At 73.7% G+C, this 15,865-nt stretch carries 18 protein-coding genes; 12 read left to right on the top strand and 6 right to left on the bottom strand.

The window, feature by feature from the left end:
* Nucleotides 1–134: 134 nt before the first annotated feature.
* From NWP09_RS06960 to rpsN, 5 genes are all read left to right on the top strand, one after another.
* Nucleotides 135–557, top strand: a complete 423-nt coding sequence (locus NWP09_RS06960; protein WP_258274805.1) for a Fur family transcriptional regulator — start codon at nt 135–137, stop codon at nt 555–557.
* 108 nt (nt 558–665) lie between these two features.
* Nucleotides 666–1,766: a hypothetical protein gene (locus NWP09_RS06955; RefSeq protein WP_258274804.1), complete on the top strand. Its 1,101-nt coding sequence runs from the start codon at nt 666–668 to the stop codon at nt 1,764–1,766.
* 187 nt (nt 1,767–1,953) lie between these two features.
* Nucleotides 1,954–2,190, top strand: coding sequence for a 50S ribosomal protein L28 (gene rpmB / locus NWP09_RS06950; protein ID WP_123696728.1), 237 nt, complete (start codon nt 1,954–1,956; stop codon nt 2,188–2,190).
* Complete coding sequence (gene rpmG / locus NWP09_RS06945) at nt 2,190–2,360, top strand: 50S ribosomal protein L33 (protein WP_021010541.1); 171 nt, start codon at nt 2,190–2,192, stop codon at nt 2,358–2,360. Before rpmB ends, rpmG begins: the two co-directional genes overlap by 1 nt.
* Nucleotides 2,361–2,666, top strand: coding sequence for a 30S ribosomal protein S14 (gene rpsN, locus NWP09_RS06940; RefSeq protein WP_258274803.1), 306 nt, complete (start codon nt 2,361–2,363; stop codon nt 2,664–2,666).
* 400 nt (nt 2,667–3,066) lie between these two features.
* Here the strand turns inward: rpsN and NWP09_RS06935 are convergent, their stop codons facing one another.
* The gene (locus NWP09_RS06935; RefSeq protein WP_258274802.1) at nt 3,067–4,635 is read right to left on the bottom strand and encodes an HNH endonuclease signature motif containing protein; all 1,569 of its coding nucleotides are present in this window, start codon (nt 4,633–4,635) and stop codon (nt 3,067–3,069) included.
* Nucleotides 4,636–4,747: 112 nt separating this feature from the next.
* Here NWP09_RS06935 and NWP09_RS06930 point away from each other — a divergent pair, with 112 nt between their 5' ends.
* On the top strand, nt 4,748–4,975 hold the full coding sequence (locus tag NWP09_RS06930; protein ID WP_258274801.1) for a hypothetical protein: 228 nt from the start codon (nt 4,748–4,750) through the stop codon (nt 4,973–4,975).
* A 22-nt stretch (nt 4,976–4,997) separates the two neighbouring features.
* Here NWP09_RS06930 and NWP09_RS06925 read toward each other — a convergent pair whose 3' ends face one another.
* Both NWP09_RS06925 and NWP09_RS06920 read right to left on the bottom strand, forming a co-directional pair.
* On the bottom strand, nt 4,998–6,680 hold the full coding sequence (locus tag NWP09_RS06925; protein ID WP_258274800.1) for an alpha-amylase family glycosyl hydrolase: 1,683 nt from the start codon (nt 6,678–6,680) through the stop codon (nt 4,998–5,000).
* A 7-nt stretch (nt 6,681–6,687) separates the two neighbouring features.
* Complete coding sequence (locus tag NWP09_RS06920; RefSeq protein ID WP_258274799.1) at nt 6,688–7,656, bottom strand: TIGR03885 family FMN-dependent LLM class oxidoreductase; 969 nt, start codon at nt 7,654–7,656, stop codon at nt 6,688–6,690.
* Nucleotides 7,657–7,795: 139 nt separating this feature from the next.
* Between NWP09_RS06920 and NWP09_RS06915 the strand changes: the two genes are divergently transcribed.
* From NWP09_RS06915 to NWP09_RS06900, 4 genes are all read left to right on the top strand, one after another.
* A complete protein-coding gene (locus tag NWP09_RS06915) occupies nt 7,796–8,479 on the top strand; it encodes a YitT family protein (protein ID WP_258274798.1) in 684 nt (227 codons plus the stop codon).
* A 194-nt stretch (nt 8,480–8,673) separates the two neighbouring features.
* A complete protein-coding gene (locus NWP09_RS06910) occupies nt 8,674–8,958 on the top strand; it encodes an HU family DNA-binding protein (RefSeq protein WP_258274797.1) in 285 nt (94 codons plus the stop codon).
* A 106-nt stretch (nt 8,959–9,064) separates the two neighbouring features.
* Nucleotides 9,065–11,062 (top strand): bifunctional copper resistance protein CopD/cytochrome c oxidase assembly protein, encoded by a 1,998-nt coding sequence (locus NWP09_RS06905; RefSeq protein WP_258274796.1) that lies wholly within the window; start codon nt 9,065–9,067, stop codon nt 11,060–11,062.
* A complete protein-coding gene (locus NWP09_RS06900) occupies nt 11,059–11,838 on the top strand; it encodes a histidine phosphatase family protein (protein ID WP_258274795.1) in 780 nt (259 codons plus the stop codon). The genes NWP09_RS06905 and NWP09_RS06900 overlap by 4 nt, the downstream gene beginning before the upstream one ends.
* A 19-nt stretch (nt 11,839–11,857) precedes the next feature.
* Here NWP09_RS06900 and NWP09_RS06895 read toward each other — a convergent pair whose 3' ends face one another.
* Nucleotides 11,858–12,343, bottom strand: coding sequence for a GNAT family N-acetyltransferase (locus tag NWP09_RS06895; protein WP_258274794.1), 486 nt, complete (start codon nt 12,341–12,343; stop codon nt 11,858–11,860).
* 104 nt (nt 12,344–12,447) lie between these two features.
* Here NWP09_RS06895 and NWP09_RS06890 point away from each other — a divergent pair, with 104 nt between their 5' ends.
* Nucleotides 12,448–13,017 (top strand): thioesterase family protein, encoded by a 570-nt coding sequence (locus NWP09_RS06890; RefSeq protein WP_258274806.1) that lies wholly within the window; start codon nt 12,448–12,450, stop codon nt 13,015–13,017.
* Nucleotides 13,018–13,029: 12 nt separating this feature from the next.
* On the opposite strand, the gene NWP09_RS06885 is transcribed toward NWP09_RS06890, so the two are convergent.
* Nucleotides 13,030–14,628, bottom strand: coding sequence for a phytoene desaturase family protein (locus NWP09_RS06885; protein ID WP_369010419.1), 1,599 nt, complete (start codon nt 14,626–14,628; stop codon nt 13,030–13,032).
* A gap of 47 nt (nt 14,629–14,675) precedes the next feature.
* Between NWP09_RS06885 and NWP09_RS06880 the strand changes: the two genes are divergently transcribed.
* Nucleotides 14,676–15,254, top strand: coding sequence for a hypothetical protein (locus NWP09_RS06880; protein WP_258274792.1), 579 nt, complete (start codon nt 14,676–14,678; stop codon nt 15,252–15,254).
* A 409-nt stretch (nt 15,255–15,663) separates the two neighbouring features.
* Here the strand turns inward: NWP09_RS06880 and NWP09_RS06875 are convergent, their stop codons facing one another.
* On the bottom strand, nt 15,664–15,801 hold the full coding sequence (locus tag NWP09_RS06875; RefSeq protein ID WP_258274791.1) for a hypothetical protein: 138 nt from the start codon (nt 15,799–15,801) through the stop codon (nt 15,664–15,666).
* Nucleotides 15,802–15,865 lie beyond the last annotated feature (64 nt).

The following is a 15,865-nucleotide window of genomic DNA, read 5'->3' as shown; positions in this document are numbered from 1 at the left end:
GCGCCCGGCACGCCGCGGCGCGGCACGGCGGAGCGCCGCGCGGCCGAGATCCCCCCGGCCGAGAGCCGCACCGCCGAGAGCCGCACCGCCGGGAGCGCCACCATGAGGACCGGCACGATCGAGACGAGGAGCGCATGAGCGACATCACCCCGCGTCGCAGCACGAAGCAGCGCGAAGCCGTGCGCGAGGCGCTCGAGGCGAGCGACGAGTTCGTCTCGGCGCAGACGCTGCACCAGGCGCTGCGGGCAGGCGGGTCGACGGTCGGCCTCGCGACGGTCTACCGCGCCCTCGCGGCGCTCGCGGAGGACGGCGAGGCGGATGCGCTGCAGTCGGCCGGCGAGGTGCTGTACCGGGCGTGCACGAGGACCCACCACCACCACCTCATCTGCCGCTCGTGCGGCCGCACCGTGGAGCTCGAGGCGGCTGCGGTCGAGCGCTGGGCGGGCCAGGTGGCTGCGGCCCACGGGTTCGTCGAGCCCGAGCACGTCGTCGACATCTTCGGGGTCTGCGCCGAGTGCGCTGCCGCGCGCCGCGCTGCCGCTGACCCGCCCCGGTGACCCGCCGCCGCGGTCCGTCCTCCACAGGGTGACTTCTCCCCATCGCGGTGAGCGCACCTCAGATGTGAGACTGGCGCCACGAGACGTGCCGAGACCCAGGAGTGCACCGTGACCGCTCAGCCCAGCGCCTTCGGCGCGCGCCCGCCCGCCGGCGACGCCGGACACCGCATGCAGCAGCAGCCGGGGCTGCTGCACCAGCTGCAGCAGCGCGAGCAGCAGCAGGCGCAGACCCAGGAGCCGTCGCGGGCCCCCGCAGGCGGTCACCCGCCCGTGAACCCGCTCGGCGCGCAGCCGAGCTCGCCCTCCCCGTGGCCGCAGCGGCCGTCGGGCCCCCGGGCTCCCCGCCGCATCCTCGGCATCCAGCCGGTGCTCTTCGTCGGCATCTGCCTGCTCGCGATCGTCACGATCGTCACGGTCGTGCTCATCTTCATCGGCGACTTCGAGAGCCAGGCGGCGCGCGTCGTGTGGACGGTCGTCGTCTTCCTCGCCTTCACGGCGCTGCTCGCGCTCGACCTCGTGCTCGCGCGGCGCTCCTCGACGCCGCTCGTGATCGGCGTCGCCGCGAACATCTACCTGCTGGCGGTGCTCATGATCTCGATCTGGATGCGCGGCACGGGCGGCGACGACCGGGATCCGTGGTCGGACGAGTGGCTCTTCGGCGAGCTGTTCGGCATCGTGCTGCTCACGATCCTCGTCGTGCGGGCCGCTGCCGCGGGAGCGTGGGGCCTCATCGTGCTGGGCGACCGCGGTCGGGCGCTGATGGCGCGCGTCATCGGTCGCGTCGCCGCAGGGCTCCTGGGGCTCGTCGGCATCCTGCTGACGCTCCACTTCGCGCTCGACGCCTTCGGCGCGGAGGTCGATGAGTGGTACTGGCGCGCGACGGTCGCGGCGATCGTCGTCACGGCGCTCGCCGCGTCGGTCACGGTGCTGCTCTTCTGGAACCGCCGCAACATCGACTGGCAGGAGGCCGAGGCACGGGGCGAGCACGTGCTGCGGGAGCCTCGCCCGCGGGCGGGCGGTGCACCCAACCCGGCGGCCGATCCGGCGGCCATGCACGCCGGCGTGGCGCGTCCGCCGCAGCAGCCTCCGGCTCCCGCGGCGCCGGCGACCGCTCCGGGCGCGGGCGGCCTCCTCCCGTGGCCGACGTACGCCGACGGCACGCCGCTGCCGATGGGGCCCGACGGGCAGCCGGTGTTCCCGCCGCGCTGATCCCGAGGCCAGAGCCGCGCACGTCGGCATTGCCTCGCGCGCCCCGCATCGCGTACGATGGACCCTTGGTGCGGTTTCGGCCGCGCAGCGCACGCCCCCTCCACCCCCGCAAAGGCTCGGCTGAGGCGTGTGCAGGCAAGTGATCTTGGGCAGGCTTCGCGGCCTGCGGTAACCAATTGGAGGCACCATGGCAGCCGTATGCCAGGTGACCGGAGCCGTTCCCGGCTTCGGGCACAACATCTCGCACTCGCACCGGCGCACGAAGCGTCGCTTCGACCCGAACGTGCAGCGCAAGACCTACTTCGTCCCGTCGCTCAAGCGCAACGTGACGCTCAACGTCTCGGCCAAGGGCATGAAGGTCATCGACGCCCGCGGCATCGAGGCAGTCGTCCGTGACATGCAGGCGCGGGGGGTGAAGCTCTGATGGCGAAGAAGGCGCAGGACGTCCGTCCGATCATCAAGCTTCGCTCGACTGCCGGCACCGGCTACACCTACGTGACGAAGAAGAACCGTCGCAACAACCCTGACCGACTTGTGCTGAAGAAGTACGACCCCATCGTGCGTCAGCACGTCGAGTTCCGAGAGGAGCGATAAATGGCCAAGAAGAGCATGATCGCCAAGAACGAGCAGCGGAAGGTCATCGTCGCCCGCTACGCCGAGAAGCGCGCTGCGCTGAAGAAGGCGCTCGTCGACCCCAACAGCACCGACGAGGAGCGCGAGGCCGCTCGCATCGGCCTGCAGAAGCTGCCCCGCAACGCTTCGCCCGTGCGCGTCCGCAAGCGCGACGCGATCGACGGCCGCCCGCGCGGCCACGTCGGCGACTACGGCATCTCGCGTGTGCGCTTCCGCGACATGGCGCACCGTGGCGAGCTGCCCGGCGTGACCAAGTCGAGCTGGTAAGCACTCGCTCCGGCGAAGGCCCCGACCACACCAGTGGTCGGGGCCTTCTGCTGTCTCCGGTGCGGCAACCAGGCCCGCTGGTCAGTGGCGCCCGTCATCCTCGGCCGCACGTGGTCCGAAGGGTCGGTCGGCCAGGGACGGCGTGGGGAAGGCACGGCGTGGGACAGGCGCGGCCCGGGACGACATGGCGTCGGGCAGGGACGGCGACGGGCAGGGACGGCGACGGGCAGGGTCGGCGGGCAGGCGCGGCGTCAGGCGCGCGCGGCCGCGGGCAGGAGTGGCGACGGCCAGGGACGGCGCTGCGACGGCGCCAGGCGGCCACCGCGTCAGACAGATACGACGGCAGGCACGGGTGTCGGGCGGCGGGCGCCGGGCACGAGAGGGTCCAGCAGCGACGGCGTCAGGCGGACGCGGCGTCGCGATGGCATGTGCAGTTGCGGAAGTGCGCCCAGGGCGGGTCGCTCGCGGTACAGCGAGCAGGTTCGTCGGAGGGTGTGCCCCAATAGTCGGCGCCGCGGTCGCGGAAGACGGGTCCGGCGGGCTCGGGTTCGTCGGTGAAGACGCGGCCCGTGGGGCTGGTCCATTCGAGGACGCCGGCGTCGAGCTGCTGGACGGTCCAGGCGGTGGCGTGCTTCATCGTGTGATGGCGCCTGCAGAGGTGGGCGAGGTTCGACAGGGCCGTCGCACCGCCGTCGGCGTAGTCGTCGGTGTGGTCGGTGTCGGCGCGGGAGACGGCATTGCTGCACCCCGGCCAGCGGCAGCGGCCGTCGCGCGCCCGGAGCCAGCGGCGCATGGCCCGGGTCGGCCGGTAGGTGTCGACCGCGACCGGGACGCCGGTGACCGGGTGGGTGAACAGCCGCTCCCACACGACCGTCTCCGCCGCGAGCTGGCGCACCGTTGCGGCGTCGACCAGGGCCCCGCCCTCGAGCGCCCCCGAGAACCGCAGCCCGGGCCCGTCGGCCTCGTCGGCGTCGTCGGTGTCGCTGAGGAGCTCGGTCGCGGGGATCGTCACCGTGACGGTCGCGGTGATCGGGTTGACGGCGTGCAGGTCGGCTGGCGTCTGGCCGGTGAGGAGCACCTCGAGGAGCGCGTCGACCCGGTACTGGTCGAAGGTGCGCGGGTCGTCCTTCGGCTTGGCGCGGGCGGCTTCGGTGGCGCGGGAGAACGCGCCGTGGATGGTGGCGGTGGGGCCGGCGATCGAGAGGGTGGAGATGCCGTCGTCGCCGTCGTCGACCCACGCGCGGCGCCGTTCGCGGGCGGCGTCGTGGCGGCGCTGCAGCGGGTCGGTCATGGCGCGGTCGACGATCCGCCTCGCGCGCGACCGCAGCTGCGACGGGGTGACGCGCTCGGCCATGTCGACCAGCTCGGCCTCGACCTGCGCCCGGTCGGTGGGGTCGACGTGCGGGTCGGTGCGCAGCGCCTCGGTGGCCTGCTCGATCGCCCGCAGGTGCGTGCCGGTGATGCGGCCGGCCTTGTGGGCGGCGTGCGGGGCTGGCAGGTCGGTGACGGTCGTCCACGCCTCGGTGAGCCTGCGCTCCATGGTGCGGTCGGCGAGGCGCAGCTCGGACGCGAGCACGGAGGCGGACTCCTTGACCGCCATGCCGATGTCGCCGCCGGTGTCACGCAGGTGCTGCAGCTCGGCCGCGAGCAGCTCGCGCTGCTCCGCCTCGAGGCGGGCGCGGCGCTGCTCGATCGCCCGCATCCGGCAGGCGAGCGCCTCCTGCCGCCGCACGCGCTCCGGGCGCTCCGCGGGATCGATCGCGCCGGACAGGGGCGGCACGGCCATCCGCCCGGCGATCACCTCATCGATCTCGGCATCGCTCAGGCGCGCGAGCCGCTCACCCCACTCCCGGTCGAACGCCGCGAGCTCGTCCTCGAGCTCGGCCGCGGTGCGGCCGTGCGGGTCGATCGCGCCGGCACGGATCGACGCGATGTACTCCTCCGCATCGAGCCCGCCCCACGCATCCATGCAGGCATGCAACCACGCACCACTGACACGGGGACCCGCGGCGAAGGGGGCTGTTGACCAGACTTCTCGTGGCCCCGCCGTCAGCGAGCCCGACGGGCGGCAGCATGACGCCATGGACATCGGACCCGTCGGCATGTACCACGGGGCCCTCGGGATCCTCATCCCGCTGCTCGTGGTGGCGGCGATCGTCGTCCTCGCCGTCCTCGGGCTGCGCGCGCTCATCGGCATCGACCGCTCGCTGCGCGAGATCGCGGCGCAGGGCCGCGTTGGCGGCGCCGGCTTCCCCATGGCGCCCCCGACGGGCGCGCAACCGCCTGCCGGTCCGCCCGCGCAATCCTGAGCAGCCGGACGCCGAAGGTCTTTCAGACCCGCTTGATCACCGCATCCGCCGGTGCCACGGTGAGCCACCGCCAGCCGTAGGGGTCGAGGTCGATCTCGAGTCGACCGTCGATCGTGATCGACGAGCCGTCGAAGCGGTCGCCGAGCGTGACGGGACCCGCCTCGGAGGCGATCTCGAGCCGCACCGACTCGTGGGCGTCGCCGAGGTTGTGGAGCGCGAGCATGGTCCAGCCGTCGCCGCGGCACACGTGCCCGAGCACGGCCCGCTGCCGCACCCCGATCACCTCGAGCGTCGACCAGGCCAGGGCCGGCTCGTCGCGGTAGAGCGTCGTGAGCCGCTGCATGTGGTGCCACAGCGAGCCCGGGTCGCGCCGCTGGTCGGCGACGTTCACGCGATCGGGGGCGAACTCCCCCTCGGGCAGCGGCCGCACGAGCCGGCCCGCGGGCGCCGTCGAGAAGCCGCCGCCCGGCACCGGCTCCCACTGCATCGGTGTGCGCACCGCGTAGCGCCCAGGCACGTCGAGGTGCTCGCCCATGCCGATCTCCTCGCCGTAGAACAGCACCGGCACGCCGGGCAGCGAGAACATGAGCGTGTAGACGAGCCGCACCGCCCGGTCGTCGCCGAGCATCGTCGGGAGCCGACGCCGGATCCCACGGCCGTACACGCGCATCCCCTCGTCGGGCGCGAACGCCTCGAACACCTCCTCGAGCTCGTCGGGAGCGAGCTTGTCGAGCGTCAGCTCATCGTGGTTGCGCACGAAGTTCGCCCACTGGCTCGCCTCAGGCAGCTCCGGCCGCTCCCGCAGCGCGCTCGCGAGCGGGCCGGCGTCCTTCCGCACGAGCGACAGGTAGAGCCGCTGCATCGACACGAAGTCGAACTGCAGCTGCAGGCCCGACGACTTGCCCTCGGCCTCGAACCACGCGAGCTGCTGCTCGTGCGTGAGGTTCACCTCGCCCAGCAGCGCCGCCTCGCCGTTCCGTCGCGAGACGAACCGCTGCAGGGAGCGCAGGTGCTCGGCGCCGTCGTAGTCGGTGCCGACGGGCTGCGAGCTGTGGTGGTCGGCGTTGCTGAACAGGAACGGCACCGCGTCGACGCGGAAGCCGGAGACGCCGAGCTCGAGCCAGAGCCCGAGGTTCCGCTCGATCTGCTCCTGCACGGCCGGATGCGCGATGTTGAGATCGGGCTGGTACGACCGGAAGTGGTGCAGGTAGTACTGCCCCGTCCGCTCGTCCTTCGTCCACGTCGAGGTTTCCTCGCCCGGGAACACGGGCGGATCGGGCTTCGGCGGCGGGGCGTCGCGCCACACGTACCAGTCGCGGTGCGGGGAGTCGAGCGACGAGCGCGACGAGACGAACCACGGGTGCTTGTCGGACGTGTGGTTCATGACGAAGTCGATGATCACGCGCATGCCCTGCGCCCGCGCGACCCGGATCACCTCGACGAGGTCGCCGAGCGTGCCGAGCCGCGGGTCGACGGCGAAGAAGTCGGTGATGTCGTAGCCGTCGTCGCGGTCGGCGGTCGGGAAGAACGGCATGAGCCACAGGCACGTGACCCCGAGGTCGGCGAGCTCGTGGATGCGCGACACGAGTCCCTGCATGTCGCCGTCGCCGTCGCCGTCCGAGTCCTGGAAGACCTGGATGTCGAGGCAGTACACCACCGCGTTGCGCCACCAGCGGTCGGCGTAGTCGATCGGATGCGGGCTCATGCGGCGCTCACGCCGTCCGCACGCCGAGCCGCGGCAGCACGCGCTCGCCGAACGCGTCGATGAACGCGGTCTGCTCCTGCCCGACGTGGTGCAGGTAGACGTCGTCGAAGCCGGCCTCGAGCACCTCGGCGACGCGCGCCTCGTGCGCGCCGAGGTCGCTCGAGACGGTGACGGCCCTGCGGATCGCCTCGTCGGAGGCGTCGGCGGTGCGCGCCTCGAACTCCTCGGGCATCGCGATCTCCCACGACTCGGGCGCGCCGACGGTCCCGCTCGCCCACTGCTCGCGCGCGATGGCGAGCGCCTCCTCCTCGTCGGGCGCCCACGAGAGGTGCAGCTGCGCCGAGACGGGGCCGCGGCCGCCGGCGTCGCGATACGCCTGGACGACCGCCCGCATCGCCGGCGCGTCGCCCGCGACGGTGATGAGCCCATCCGCCCACGCCGCGTGCGAGGCTGCGGACTCCGGCGTGACGGCCGCCGCGATGAGGAGCGGCGGCGTCGTCGGCCGCGACCACACCCGGGCGCGGTCGACGCGCACGGCGCCGTCGTGCGTCACCTCGTGGCCTGCGAGCAGCCGGCGCATGACGTCGACGCTCTCGACGAGCCGCTGCTCGCGCTCGGGCTTCTCGGGCCAGGGCTCGCCCGTGATGTGCTCGTTGAGGTGCTCGCCCGAGCCGAGCGCCGCCCAGAAGCGGCCGGGGAACATCTCGCCGAGCGTCGCGATCGCCTGCGCGACGACCGCGGGGTGCATGCGCTGCCCGGGGGCCGTCACGACCCCGAACGGCAGCTGCGTCGTCGCGAGCGCGGCGCCGAGCCACGACCACGAGAAGCCGCTGTGGCCCTGCGCGCGCGTCCACGGGGCGAAGTGGTCGGAGCACATCGCCGCCTGGAAGCCGGCCTGCTCGGCGTGGCGCACGTGGTCGAGCAGCGCCGACGGCGCGAGCTGCTCGTGCGAGGCGTGGAACCCGATGAGCGTCATGCTCCCCACCGAAGCCCGGATGCGCGCCCCTGGTCAAGCGGCAGACGTCCAGGTCGGCGTGGCACGGGTCGGCGGGCCCGCGCGGCACGGCGATGCGGATGCGTCGGGGCGGCATGCGGGAATGGGATGGAATAGGTGCGTGCGAACCCTCCGACGCCTCCTGCTGCCGATCGACTCGCTCGGGCGCGCCGACACGGCGGCGCGCGTCGCGCAGCTGCTCGTCGGACTCGCGCTCTACGGGCTCTCGCTCGCGATGCTCGTGCGCGCGGATCTCGGCGTCGGCCCGTGGGACGTGTTCGCGCTCGGCATCGCCAACCACCTGCCGATGACGTACGGCACCGCGACGGTGCTCGTCTCGGCGCTCGTGCTCGTCATCTGGATCCCGCTGCGGCAGCGCCCCGGCATCGGCACGCTCCTCAACGGACTGCTCGTCGGCCCGGCGGCCGACCTCGGCCTGTGGCTGATCCCCGAGACGAGCGTGCTGTGGCAGCAGATCCTGCTGCTCGCCGGCTCGATGCTGCTGCTCGCCTTCGCGACCGGCGTCTACATCGCCCCGTCGCTCGGACCGGGCCCGCGCGACGGGCTCATGACCGGCATCGTGCGGATCACCGGCTGGCGCATCTGGATCGTGCGCACCCTGATCGAGGGGACGGTGCTGCTCATCGGCTGGCTGCTCGGCGGCCCGGTCGGCATCGGCACCGTCATCTTCGCCTTCGGGATCGGCCCGCTCATCGGCCTGTTCCTGCCGTTCTTCGAGCGCCGGCGCGCGGCGACCGCGTCGCGGCTGCGCGCCCGGCGCCTCGCCGCCTCGACGGGGGAGTGACGCCTCCAGCAGCCGTTTTGTCCCCCAAATGCGTTCGCGCGCGGCGAAAATGCCCGGAAACCGCGGCGTGTCGGGGTGTTCCTGCCGCCGGAGGACGGGCGCGGGGCTACGTTCGGGGTTGGTCGGAGCCCCTGGGGGGCCCGGCGGACGCCCGCCTCCAGGCGGGACCGACAAGCCACATCCAGGAGGACACCATGGCTGAGACCATCAACAAGACCACTCTCGCTTCGAAGATCGCGGCGACGACCGACCTCTCGCAGGCCAAGGTCGCCGCTGTCCTCGACGCCCTCTTCGACGAGGTCTCGGCGGCCGTCAAGGCCGGCGACAAGGTCTCGATCCCCGGCTTCTTCAGCGCCGAGCGCACCGAGACGGCCGCCCGCACGGGCCGCAACCCGCAGACGGGCGAGGAGATCAAGATCGCCGCGGGCCACCGCGTCAAGCTGACCGCCGGCTCGAAGCTCAAGGCCGCCGTCAAGTAGCACCGCCTCACACAGCACCGGGGAGGGGCGTCGCCAGCCGGCGGCGCCCCTTCTCGCGCCGCTCGCGGCCCGGGCCGCCCATAGCCCGCGCGACTACCCTGGACGGGTGCAGCGCCTCCGCCTCCTCACCCCGGCGCTCGCGATCCTCGCGGGCCTCGGCGCGATGTGGGCGGCGCTCGCGTTCGGCGGCGGCGCCGACCCGCTCGCGATCGACGACTCCGGCCCGCTCGTCCGCTACGGCCTGCCCGCGGCGACGATGCTCCGCAACCTCTCGGTCGCGACCGCGTTCGGCGGCCTCGTGCTCGCGTGCTTCGCCCTCGCCCCCGGCAGCCGCGACTGGAACCGCACGCTTGACCTCGCCGCGCTCGCGACCGGCGTCGCGACCGCGCTGCAGGCGTGCATCGCCTTCGCGACCTTCCGCCAGCTCGTCTCGAACCCCGTGACCGCCGACGACGAGTTCGGCAGGCTGCTGCAGTTCGTCTTCACGCAGACCGAGCCGGGCCGGCTGAGCCTCGGCACGCTCCTCGCGTTCGCCCTGCTCACCGTCGTGCTGCTCGTCGCGCGCGGCTCGACCGCGGTCGCCTTCACGGTCGTCGCGTGGGCCGTGCCGTTCTGGCTCATCGCCTCCGGCGGCCACGCGGGCGGCACCGCGAACCACGCGCTCGCGGTCTCCTCGCTCCTCCTGCACCTCGTCTTCGTCTCGATCTGGCTCGGCGGCCTCCTGCACGCGGGCCTGCTCGCGAAGGGCCGCGACGACGCTCCCGCGCCGGGCGCATCCGCGTCGGGCGCATCCGCCCCCGACGTCGCCTACCGCGACGTGCTCGAGCGCTACTCGACGCTCGCGCTCGTGAGCTTCGGCGTCGTCGCGTTCACCGGCGTCGTCTCGGCGTGGGTGCGCATGGAGGGCGACTGGCTGAGCGACTACGGCATCCTCGCGATCGCCAAGGCAGTGCTGCTCGTCGCGCTCGGCGCCTTCGGCGCGTGGCAGCGGATGCGCATCCTGCGCCCCGCGCGCGAGTCGCGCGAGCGGGTGGGCAGCGGGGCGGTCGCTGCGATCCTCGCGCTCGAGCTCGTGGTGATGGGCGTCACCGCGGGCGTCGCCGCGGGGCTCGCGCGCACCGCGACGCCGGTGCCCGAGGTGCCGCCGGGCGCCGAGGCGACGCCGGCGGAGATCCTCACGCAGCAGCCGCTGCCACCCGAGTTCACGCTGCTGCGGCTCGTCACCGAGTGGCGGATCGATCCGCTCTGGACGGTCGCGTGCGCGCTCTTCGCCTTCTTCTACCTCACGGGCGTCGCGCGCCTCGCGCGCCGCGGCGACCGCTGGCCCGTCGGGCGCACGTTCGCGTGGCTCGCGGGCGTCGCGCTCCTGTGGTGGTGCACGAACGGCGCGCTGAACGTCTACCAGGAGTTCCAGTTCTCGCTCCACATGCTCGTGCACATGCTGCTCGGCATGGCCGTGCCGGTGCTGCTCGTGCCGGGCGCGCCCATCACGCTCGCGATGCGCGCGATCGCCAAGCGCCGCGACGGCTCGATGGGCGGTCGCGAGTGGCTCATGGCGATCGTGCACTCGAAGTACCTGCAGGTCGTCGGCCACCCGGTCGTCGCGGCGATCATCTTCGTCGCGAGCCTGTGGCTGTTCTACTTCACGCCGCTGTTCGAGTGGTCGATGCGCGACCACCTCGGGCACGTGTGGATGGTCGTGCACTTCGTCGGCTCGGGCTACCTGTTCGTGCAGGCCATCATCGGCGTCGACCCGGGGCCGGCCCGACCGCCGTACCCGCTGCGGCTCACGCTGCTGCTCGGCACGATGGTGTTCCACGCCTTCTTCGGGCTGAGCCTCATGATGGGCGACGCGCTCCTGCTCGCCGACTGGTTCGGCGCGATGGGCAACGGCCTCGACGCGCTCGAGGACCAGCGGGTCGGCGGCGGCATCGCGTGGTCGGTCGGCGAGGTGCCCACGGTGATCATGGCGATCATCACGACGATCACGTGGTCGCGCAGCGACAAGAAGGAGCAGGTGCGCACCGACCGGGCCGCCGCGCGCGACGGCGACGCGGAGCTCGGCGCGTACAACGCGATGCTCGAGAGGATGGGGAAGCGATGAGCGACACCGACGTGCAGGCCGCCGACGAGCGGCACGAGCAGTACCTGCCGGAGGAGCTCGCGGCGTTCGCGCGCGGGCGGGAGTTGCGGCTCACGATCGTGCGGCACGCGGAGACCGAGCACAACATCAACCACCTCATGCAGGGCTGGTCCGACTCGCCGATCACCGAGCTCGGGCGCCGGCAGATCGAGGCGGTCGCGCACCGGCTCTCGGCCGAGCGCTTCGACCTCGCCTTCTGCTCCGACCTGCAGCGCACCCGCACGACGGCCGAGGGCATCCTCGCGGCGCTCGACCCGGCGCCCGCGATCGAGCACACCGAGCTGCTGCGCGAGTGGAACTTCGGCAGCCACGAGGAGCGCCCCGCCGCCGACGTGTGGCAGGAGGTGATCGTCGAGCACGGCTTCGAGGTCGACCGCGAGCTGAGCGCGCTCCGCTCGATCGCCGAGCAGGTCGGCTGGCGCGGTGTGTTCGACACCGTCGCGCAGCTCGACGCGACCGGTCAGGCCGAGCAGGCGGCCGCGATCGTCGTCCGGGCCGACAGCGCGATCGAGCACATGGTGCGCGCGGCCGCCGACGTGCGCGGCGAGGCGCCCGTGCACGTGCTCGTCGTCTCGCACGGCGGGTTCATCACGTCGCTCCTCCGGCAGCTCGTGCCCGAGCTCACGCCCGACGTCATCCTGCCCAACTGCTCGGTGACCACGGTGTCGCTCCCCGCGCGCACGACCGTGTGGCAGCTCGACGCGCTCGGCGAGGTCGCGCCGGTCGGCGCGCGCTGATCCGGCGAGCGGGGGAGCCTCACTCGCGCGAGGGCAGGTGCACCTCGATCTCGTAGAGCTCGCGCGGGTCGGCCTCGTCGACGCGCTCGCCCGACAGGCCGAGCTTCGCGTAGAAGTGCTTCGCGACCTCGAGCGACTGCCACTCGAGCACGCGCACCTTCGTGTGGTGCTCGGCCCACTCCCGCACCGCCTCGAACAGCGCCGTGCCCGCCCCGCGGCCCCGCGCATCCGGTGACACCCACAGGTCGTGCATGCGGGCGATCGACCAGTCGCGGTGCGGAGCCGGCCCGTAGTCCTGCGCGGCGGCGTAGCCGATGACGCGCCCGCCCTGCTCGGCGACGACGATGTGGTGCGCGGGGTTCTCGACGAGCGCGACGAGCCGCTCGCGGTAGCGGTCGACCTTCTCGTCCTCCTCGTCGACCGAGCGGTGCCGGGCGAACAGGGGCAGCAGCGCCTCGGCGTCCGCGACCGTCGCCGGCCGGATGAGCATCGCCCCGTCGTCCATGGCGTCACCCTATCCGCAGGCGCGCGGCGGGCGTCGCGTTGTGCGGGGGCGCCAAAGACGGCGGATGCGCAGGGCCCGGTGGGGCAGGATGGCTCCTCGTGAACATGTGGTTGCAATGGCTGCTCGCGATGCACCTCAAGAGCCGCGGCAAGCCCGCGCTCGGCATCGGCGACGTGGCGAGGACGACGTTCCGGGTGCTCCCGAGCGACATCGACCTGCTCGGCCACATGAACAACGGCCGCTACCCGTCGTACATGGACCTCGCGCGCGTCGACATGACGAACCGCACGGGCATGACGGCGGCGCTCGGCCGCGCGGGCATCTACGCGGTGGTCGGGCAGTCGTCGATGGTCTTCCGCCGCTCGCTCGACCTGTGGCAGCGCTTCGACATCGAGACGGCGGTGCTCGGCGGCGACGAGCGCGCGATCTACCTCGTGCAGCGCTTCGTCGTCGACGGCGAGGTGCACGCACGCGGCATCGTGCAGGGCCGGTTCATCGAGCGGGGCGTCGGCACCGCGAGGATCGCGCGCGTCGTCGAGGTGCTCGAGGCCGCGGGCATCCGGGTCGAGCTGCCCGAGCTGCCCGACCAGGTCGCCGAGTGGGCGCGCCTCAACGCGCTGCCGCCCGCGCGCGCGAGCCACGCCTCCGACTGGGCCGGGCGCGTCCCGCGCTGACCCGCCGCCCGCTCAGGGGCGCAGCAGCTCGAGCGCCGCGTGCGCCGCGTTGTGGCCGCCGATGCCCGAGACGGCACCGCCGCGCCGCGCGCCGGAGCCGGCCATCAGGATGCGCGGGTGGGCCGTCTCGACGCCCCACGCCTCGGCCCGCCAGGTGGGGTCCTCCTCGAGCCACGGCCACGACAGCGGCCCGTGGAAGATGTTGCCGCCCGGCATCGCGAGCGACTGCTCGATGTCGCGGGTCGTGCGCGTCTCGATCGCGGGGCCGCTGCGCCCCTCGAGCAGCAGCGGCTCGATCGGCTCCGCGAGCACCGAGTCGAGCGACGCGATCACCGCCCGCTCGAGCTCCGCGCGCATCCGCTCGTTGGTCTCGTCGGTCAGCAGCCGGTCGGGCACGTGCAGCCCGAAGACGGTGAGCGTCTGGGCGCCGGATGCGCGGAGGTCGTCGCCGAGGATCGTCGGGTCGGTGAGCGAGTGGCAGTAGATCTCGCACGGGAGCGGCTCCGGGATCGTGCCGCCGAGCGCCTCGGCGTACGCGCGCTCGAGCTGCGCGTAGGTCTCGTTGATGTGGAAGGTGCCGCCGAACGCCGCCTCGGGCGCGATGTCCTCGCGCAGCCGCGGGAGGCGCGAGAGCAGCATGTTGACCTTGACCTGCGCGCCCTCGGGACGCGCGGTCTCGGGCGCCTCGGGGCCGAGCAGCTCGGCGAGCACGTGCGGCGCGACGGCCGAGAGCACGAGGTCGAACTGCGCGGTGAGCTCGGTGCCGATCGCGACACCGGGCGAGCCCGTCGGCAGCCCCCCGAGGTTCTCGCTCCAGGTGACCTCGCCGTCGGGGGTCACGCGCGTGACGGTCACCTCGGTGAGGATCGTCGCGCCGGCCTTCCGCGCCGCGAGCTCGAGCTCGCCGGAGACCTGGCCCATGCCGCCGATCGGGACGTCCCAGTCGCCGGTGCCGCCGCCGATCACGTGGTACAGCAGGCAGCGGTTCTGCTCGAGGCCCGGGTCGGCGAGGGACGCGAACGTGCCGATGAGCGCGTCGGTCGCGATGACGCCGCGCGCGACGTCGCTGCGCACCGCGCGCTCGATCGCGTCGGCGATGGGCGCGTCGACGATCTCGGACCACGCGGATGCGCGGCCCGCGGCCGCGCGCGCCGCCTCCTTCGAGGGGAGGGGCTGCGTGAGCGTGGGGAAGAGTGCCGCCGCGAGCCGGGTCGTGCGGTCGTAGAAGGCCGCGAAGCCGTCGGCGTCCTCGGCCGCGCCGATCGCCGCGAAGGACGCACGCGTCGCGGCCTCGTCGCCCGCGTCGATCAGCAGGCCCCGGTCGCCGCCGGGCACCGGCGTGTACGACGAGTAGCGGCGCCGCGCGAGCCGCACGTCGAGGCCGAGGTCGTCGATGATCTGCCGCGGCATGAGGCTCACGAGGTAGCTGTAGCGCGACAGGCGCGCGTCGAGCCCCTCGAACGCCTGCGCCGAGACTGCGGCGCCGCCGACCGTCGGCAGGCGCTCGAGCAGCGTGACGTCGACGCCCGCTCGGGCGAGGTAGGCGGCCGCGGTCAGGCCGTTGTGGCCACCGCCGATGATCGCGACGCTCGGCATGGTCGTCCTCCTCAGGTCGCGGCCCGGGGGGAGCCAGGGCCGACCCCCATACGATATGCGGCATGACCGACCAGTCCAGGGACGACGACTTCGACGCGCTCATCGCCGAGGGCATCGAGCGCGCCGAGGCCGAGCGGGCCCGCCGCGCGGCGCTCGCGGACGCCGACCCCGACGACGCCGAGCCGGTCGAGATCGTCGCCGAGCAGGACGCCGAGCAGGACCTGGACGAGCCGCTCCGCCCTGCCGCCGAGCGCTTCTCCTTCAGCGGTCCTGCGTTCGAGGTCGACGACGCGACGTTCGCGGCCGCCGTGCGGGCGTACGAGCCGGTGCCCGTGCCCGGCGGCGCGCGCACGGCGGAGGAGTCGCCGACCTCCGGCTGGTCGCTCGCGCAGGAGCGCGAGGAGGAGCCGACGGTGCAGATGGATGTCGCGGAGCTGCACGCGGAGCTCGCGGCGTCCGCGCCCGAGCCCGTCGACGCGGAGGAGCCCGCGGACGACCCGTTCGCGGCCCGGACGCCCTCGAGGCGGGAGCTGCGCGAGGCGGCGCCCGCGCCGACGCCCGCGACGAGGCCCGCGCCGAGCAGGCCCGCGGTGCCGAACGCCCCGATCACGAGCGCCCGCGCCCCGACGCCCGCCGCATAGGCGGCCCCGCCCGCGAGCTCCTCGACGAGGCGGAGCACCGCGTCCGACGCGAGCTCGTACGCACGGCCGGCGAGCATCGTGTCGTCGTGCAGCCGCTCGAGCTCCGTGACGAGCGCGTTCGCGGCAGCGGCGCGCGCGTCGAGCTCGACCGCGCACGAGCGCAGGCCTGCCATGCTCACGCCGGGCGCGGCCGCGACCCGCAGGTCGGGCGCGGAGCGCAGCGCGATCGCAGCGCCCCGCACGCGCCACTCCGCGTCGCGAAGGCGCGCGCACGCGACGCCCGTGACGGTGCTGTCCCACGTGACGGGCGCCCACGCCTTCACCGGCGGCGGCGACGACCACGCCCCGGCGGACGGCGCGCCGCCGAACGAGCCGCCCCCGCCATCGCGGCCACCGGCCCCCGCGCCGCTCACAGCGCGCCCTCGATCGAGAGCAGCAGCTGGCCGAGCTCGTGCTCCTCCGCCTCGAGGCGATCGCGGAGCACGCGGCACCGGTCGTCGAACGCGTCGCGCGCCGGCCCGAGCCAGTCGCCCTGCCCGTGGAGCACGACGGTCGCGGCGGCGTCGCGCCTCGCCCCCGGCCGTCACCCGTGGTGGTGCCGCGCCGCCCCC

It is taken from the genome of Agrococcus sp. HG114, assembly GCF_024723325.1.
Taxonomy (GTDB): domain Bacteria; phylum Actinomycetota; class Actinomycetes; order Actinomycetales; family Microbacteriaceae; genus Agrococcus.
Note: the sequence above shows the minus strand (reverse complement) of the source record. Positions and strands in the feature narration are given on the sequence as shown.

Excerpts from the sequence above, each read along its gene's own strand:
- NWP09_RS06960 (WP_258274805.1), top strand. The coding sequence starts at position 135 with ATGAGCGACATCACCCCGCGTCGCAGCACGAAGCAGCGCGAAGCCGTG.
- rpmB (WP_123696728.1), top strand. The coding sequence starts at position 1,954 with ATGGCAGCCGTATGCCAGGTGACCGGAGCCGTTCCCGGCTTCGGGCAC.
- rpmG (WP_021010541.1), top strand. The coding sequence starts at position 2,190 with ATGGCGAAGAAGGCGCAGGACGTCCGTCCGATCATCAAGCTTCGCTCG.
- rpsN (WP_258274803.1), top strand. The coding sequence starts at position 2,361 with ATGGCCAAGAAGAGCATGATCGCCAAGAACGAGCAGCGGAAGGTCATC.
- NWP09_RS06935 (WP_258274802.1), bottom strand. The coding sequence starts at position 4,635 with ATGGATGCGTGGGGCGGGCTCGATGCGGAGGAGTACATCGCGTCGATC.
- NWP09_RS06930 (WP_258274801.1), top strand. The coding sequence starts at position 4,748 with ATGGACATCGGACCCGTCGGCATGTACCACGGGGCCCTCGGGATCCTC.
- NWP09_RS06925 (WP_258274800.1), bottom strand. The coding sequence starts at position 6,680 with ATGAGCCCGCATCCGATCGACTACGCCGACCGCTGGTGGCGCAACGCG.
- NWP09_RS06920 (WP_258274799.1), bottom strand. The coding sequence starts at position 7,656 with ATGACGCTCATCGGGTTCCACGCCTCGCACGAGCAGCTCGCGCCGTCG.
- NWP09_RS06910 (WP_258274797.1), top strand. The coding sequence starts at position 8,674 with ATGGCTGAGACCATCAACAAGACCACTCTCGCTTCGAAGATCGCGGCG.
- NWP09_RS06900 (WP_258274795.1), top strand. The coding sequence starts at position 11,059 with ATGAGCGACACCGACGTGCAGGCCGCCGACGAGCGGCACGAGCAGTAC.
- NWP09_RS06895 (WP_258274794.1), bottom strand. The coding sequence starts at position 12,343 with ATGGACGACGGGGCGATGCTCATCCGGCCGGCGACGGTCGCGGACGCC.
- NWP09_RS06890 (WP_258274806.1), top strand. The coding sequence starts at position 12,448 with ATGTGGTTGCAATGGCTGCTCGCGATGCACCTCAAGAGCCGCGGCAAG.
- NWP09_RS06880 (WP_258274792.1), top strand. The coding sequence starts at position 14,676 with ATGACCGACCAGTCCAGGGACGACGACTTCGACGCGCTCATCGCCGAG.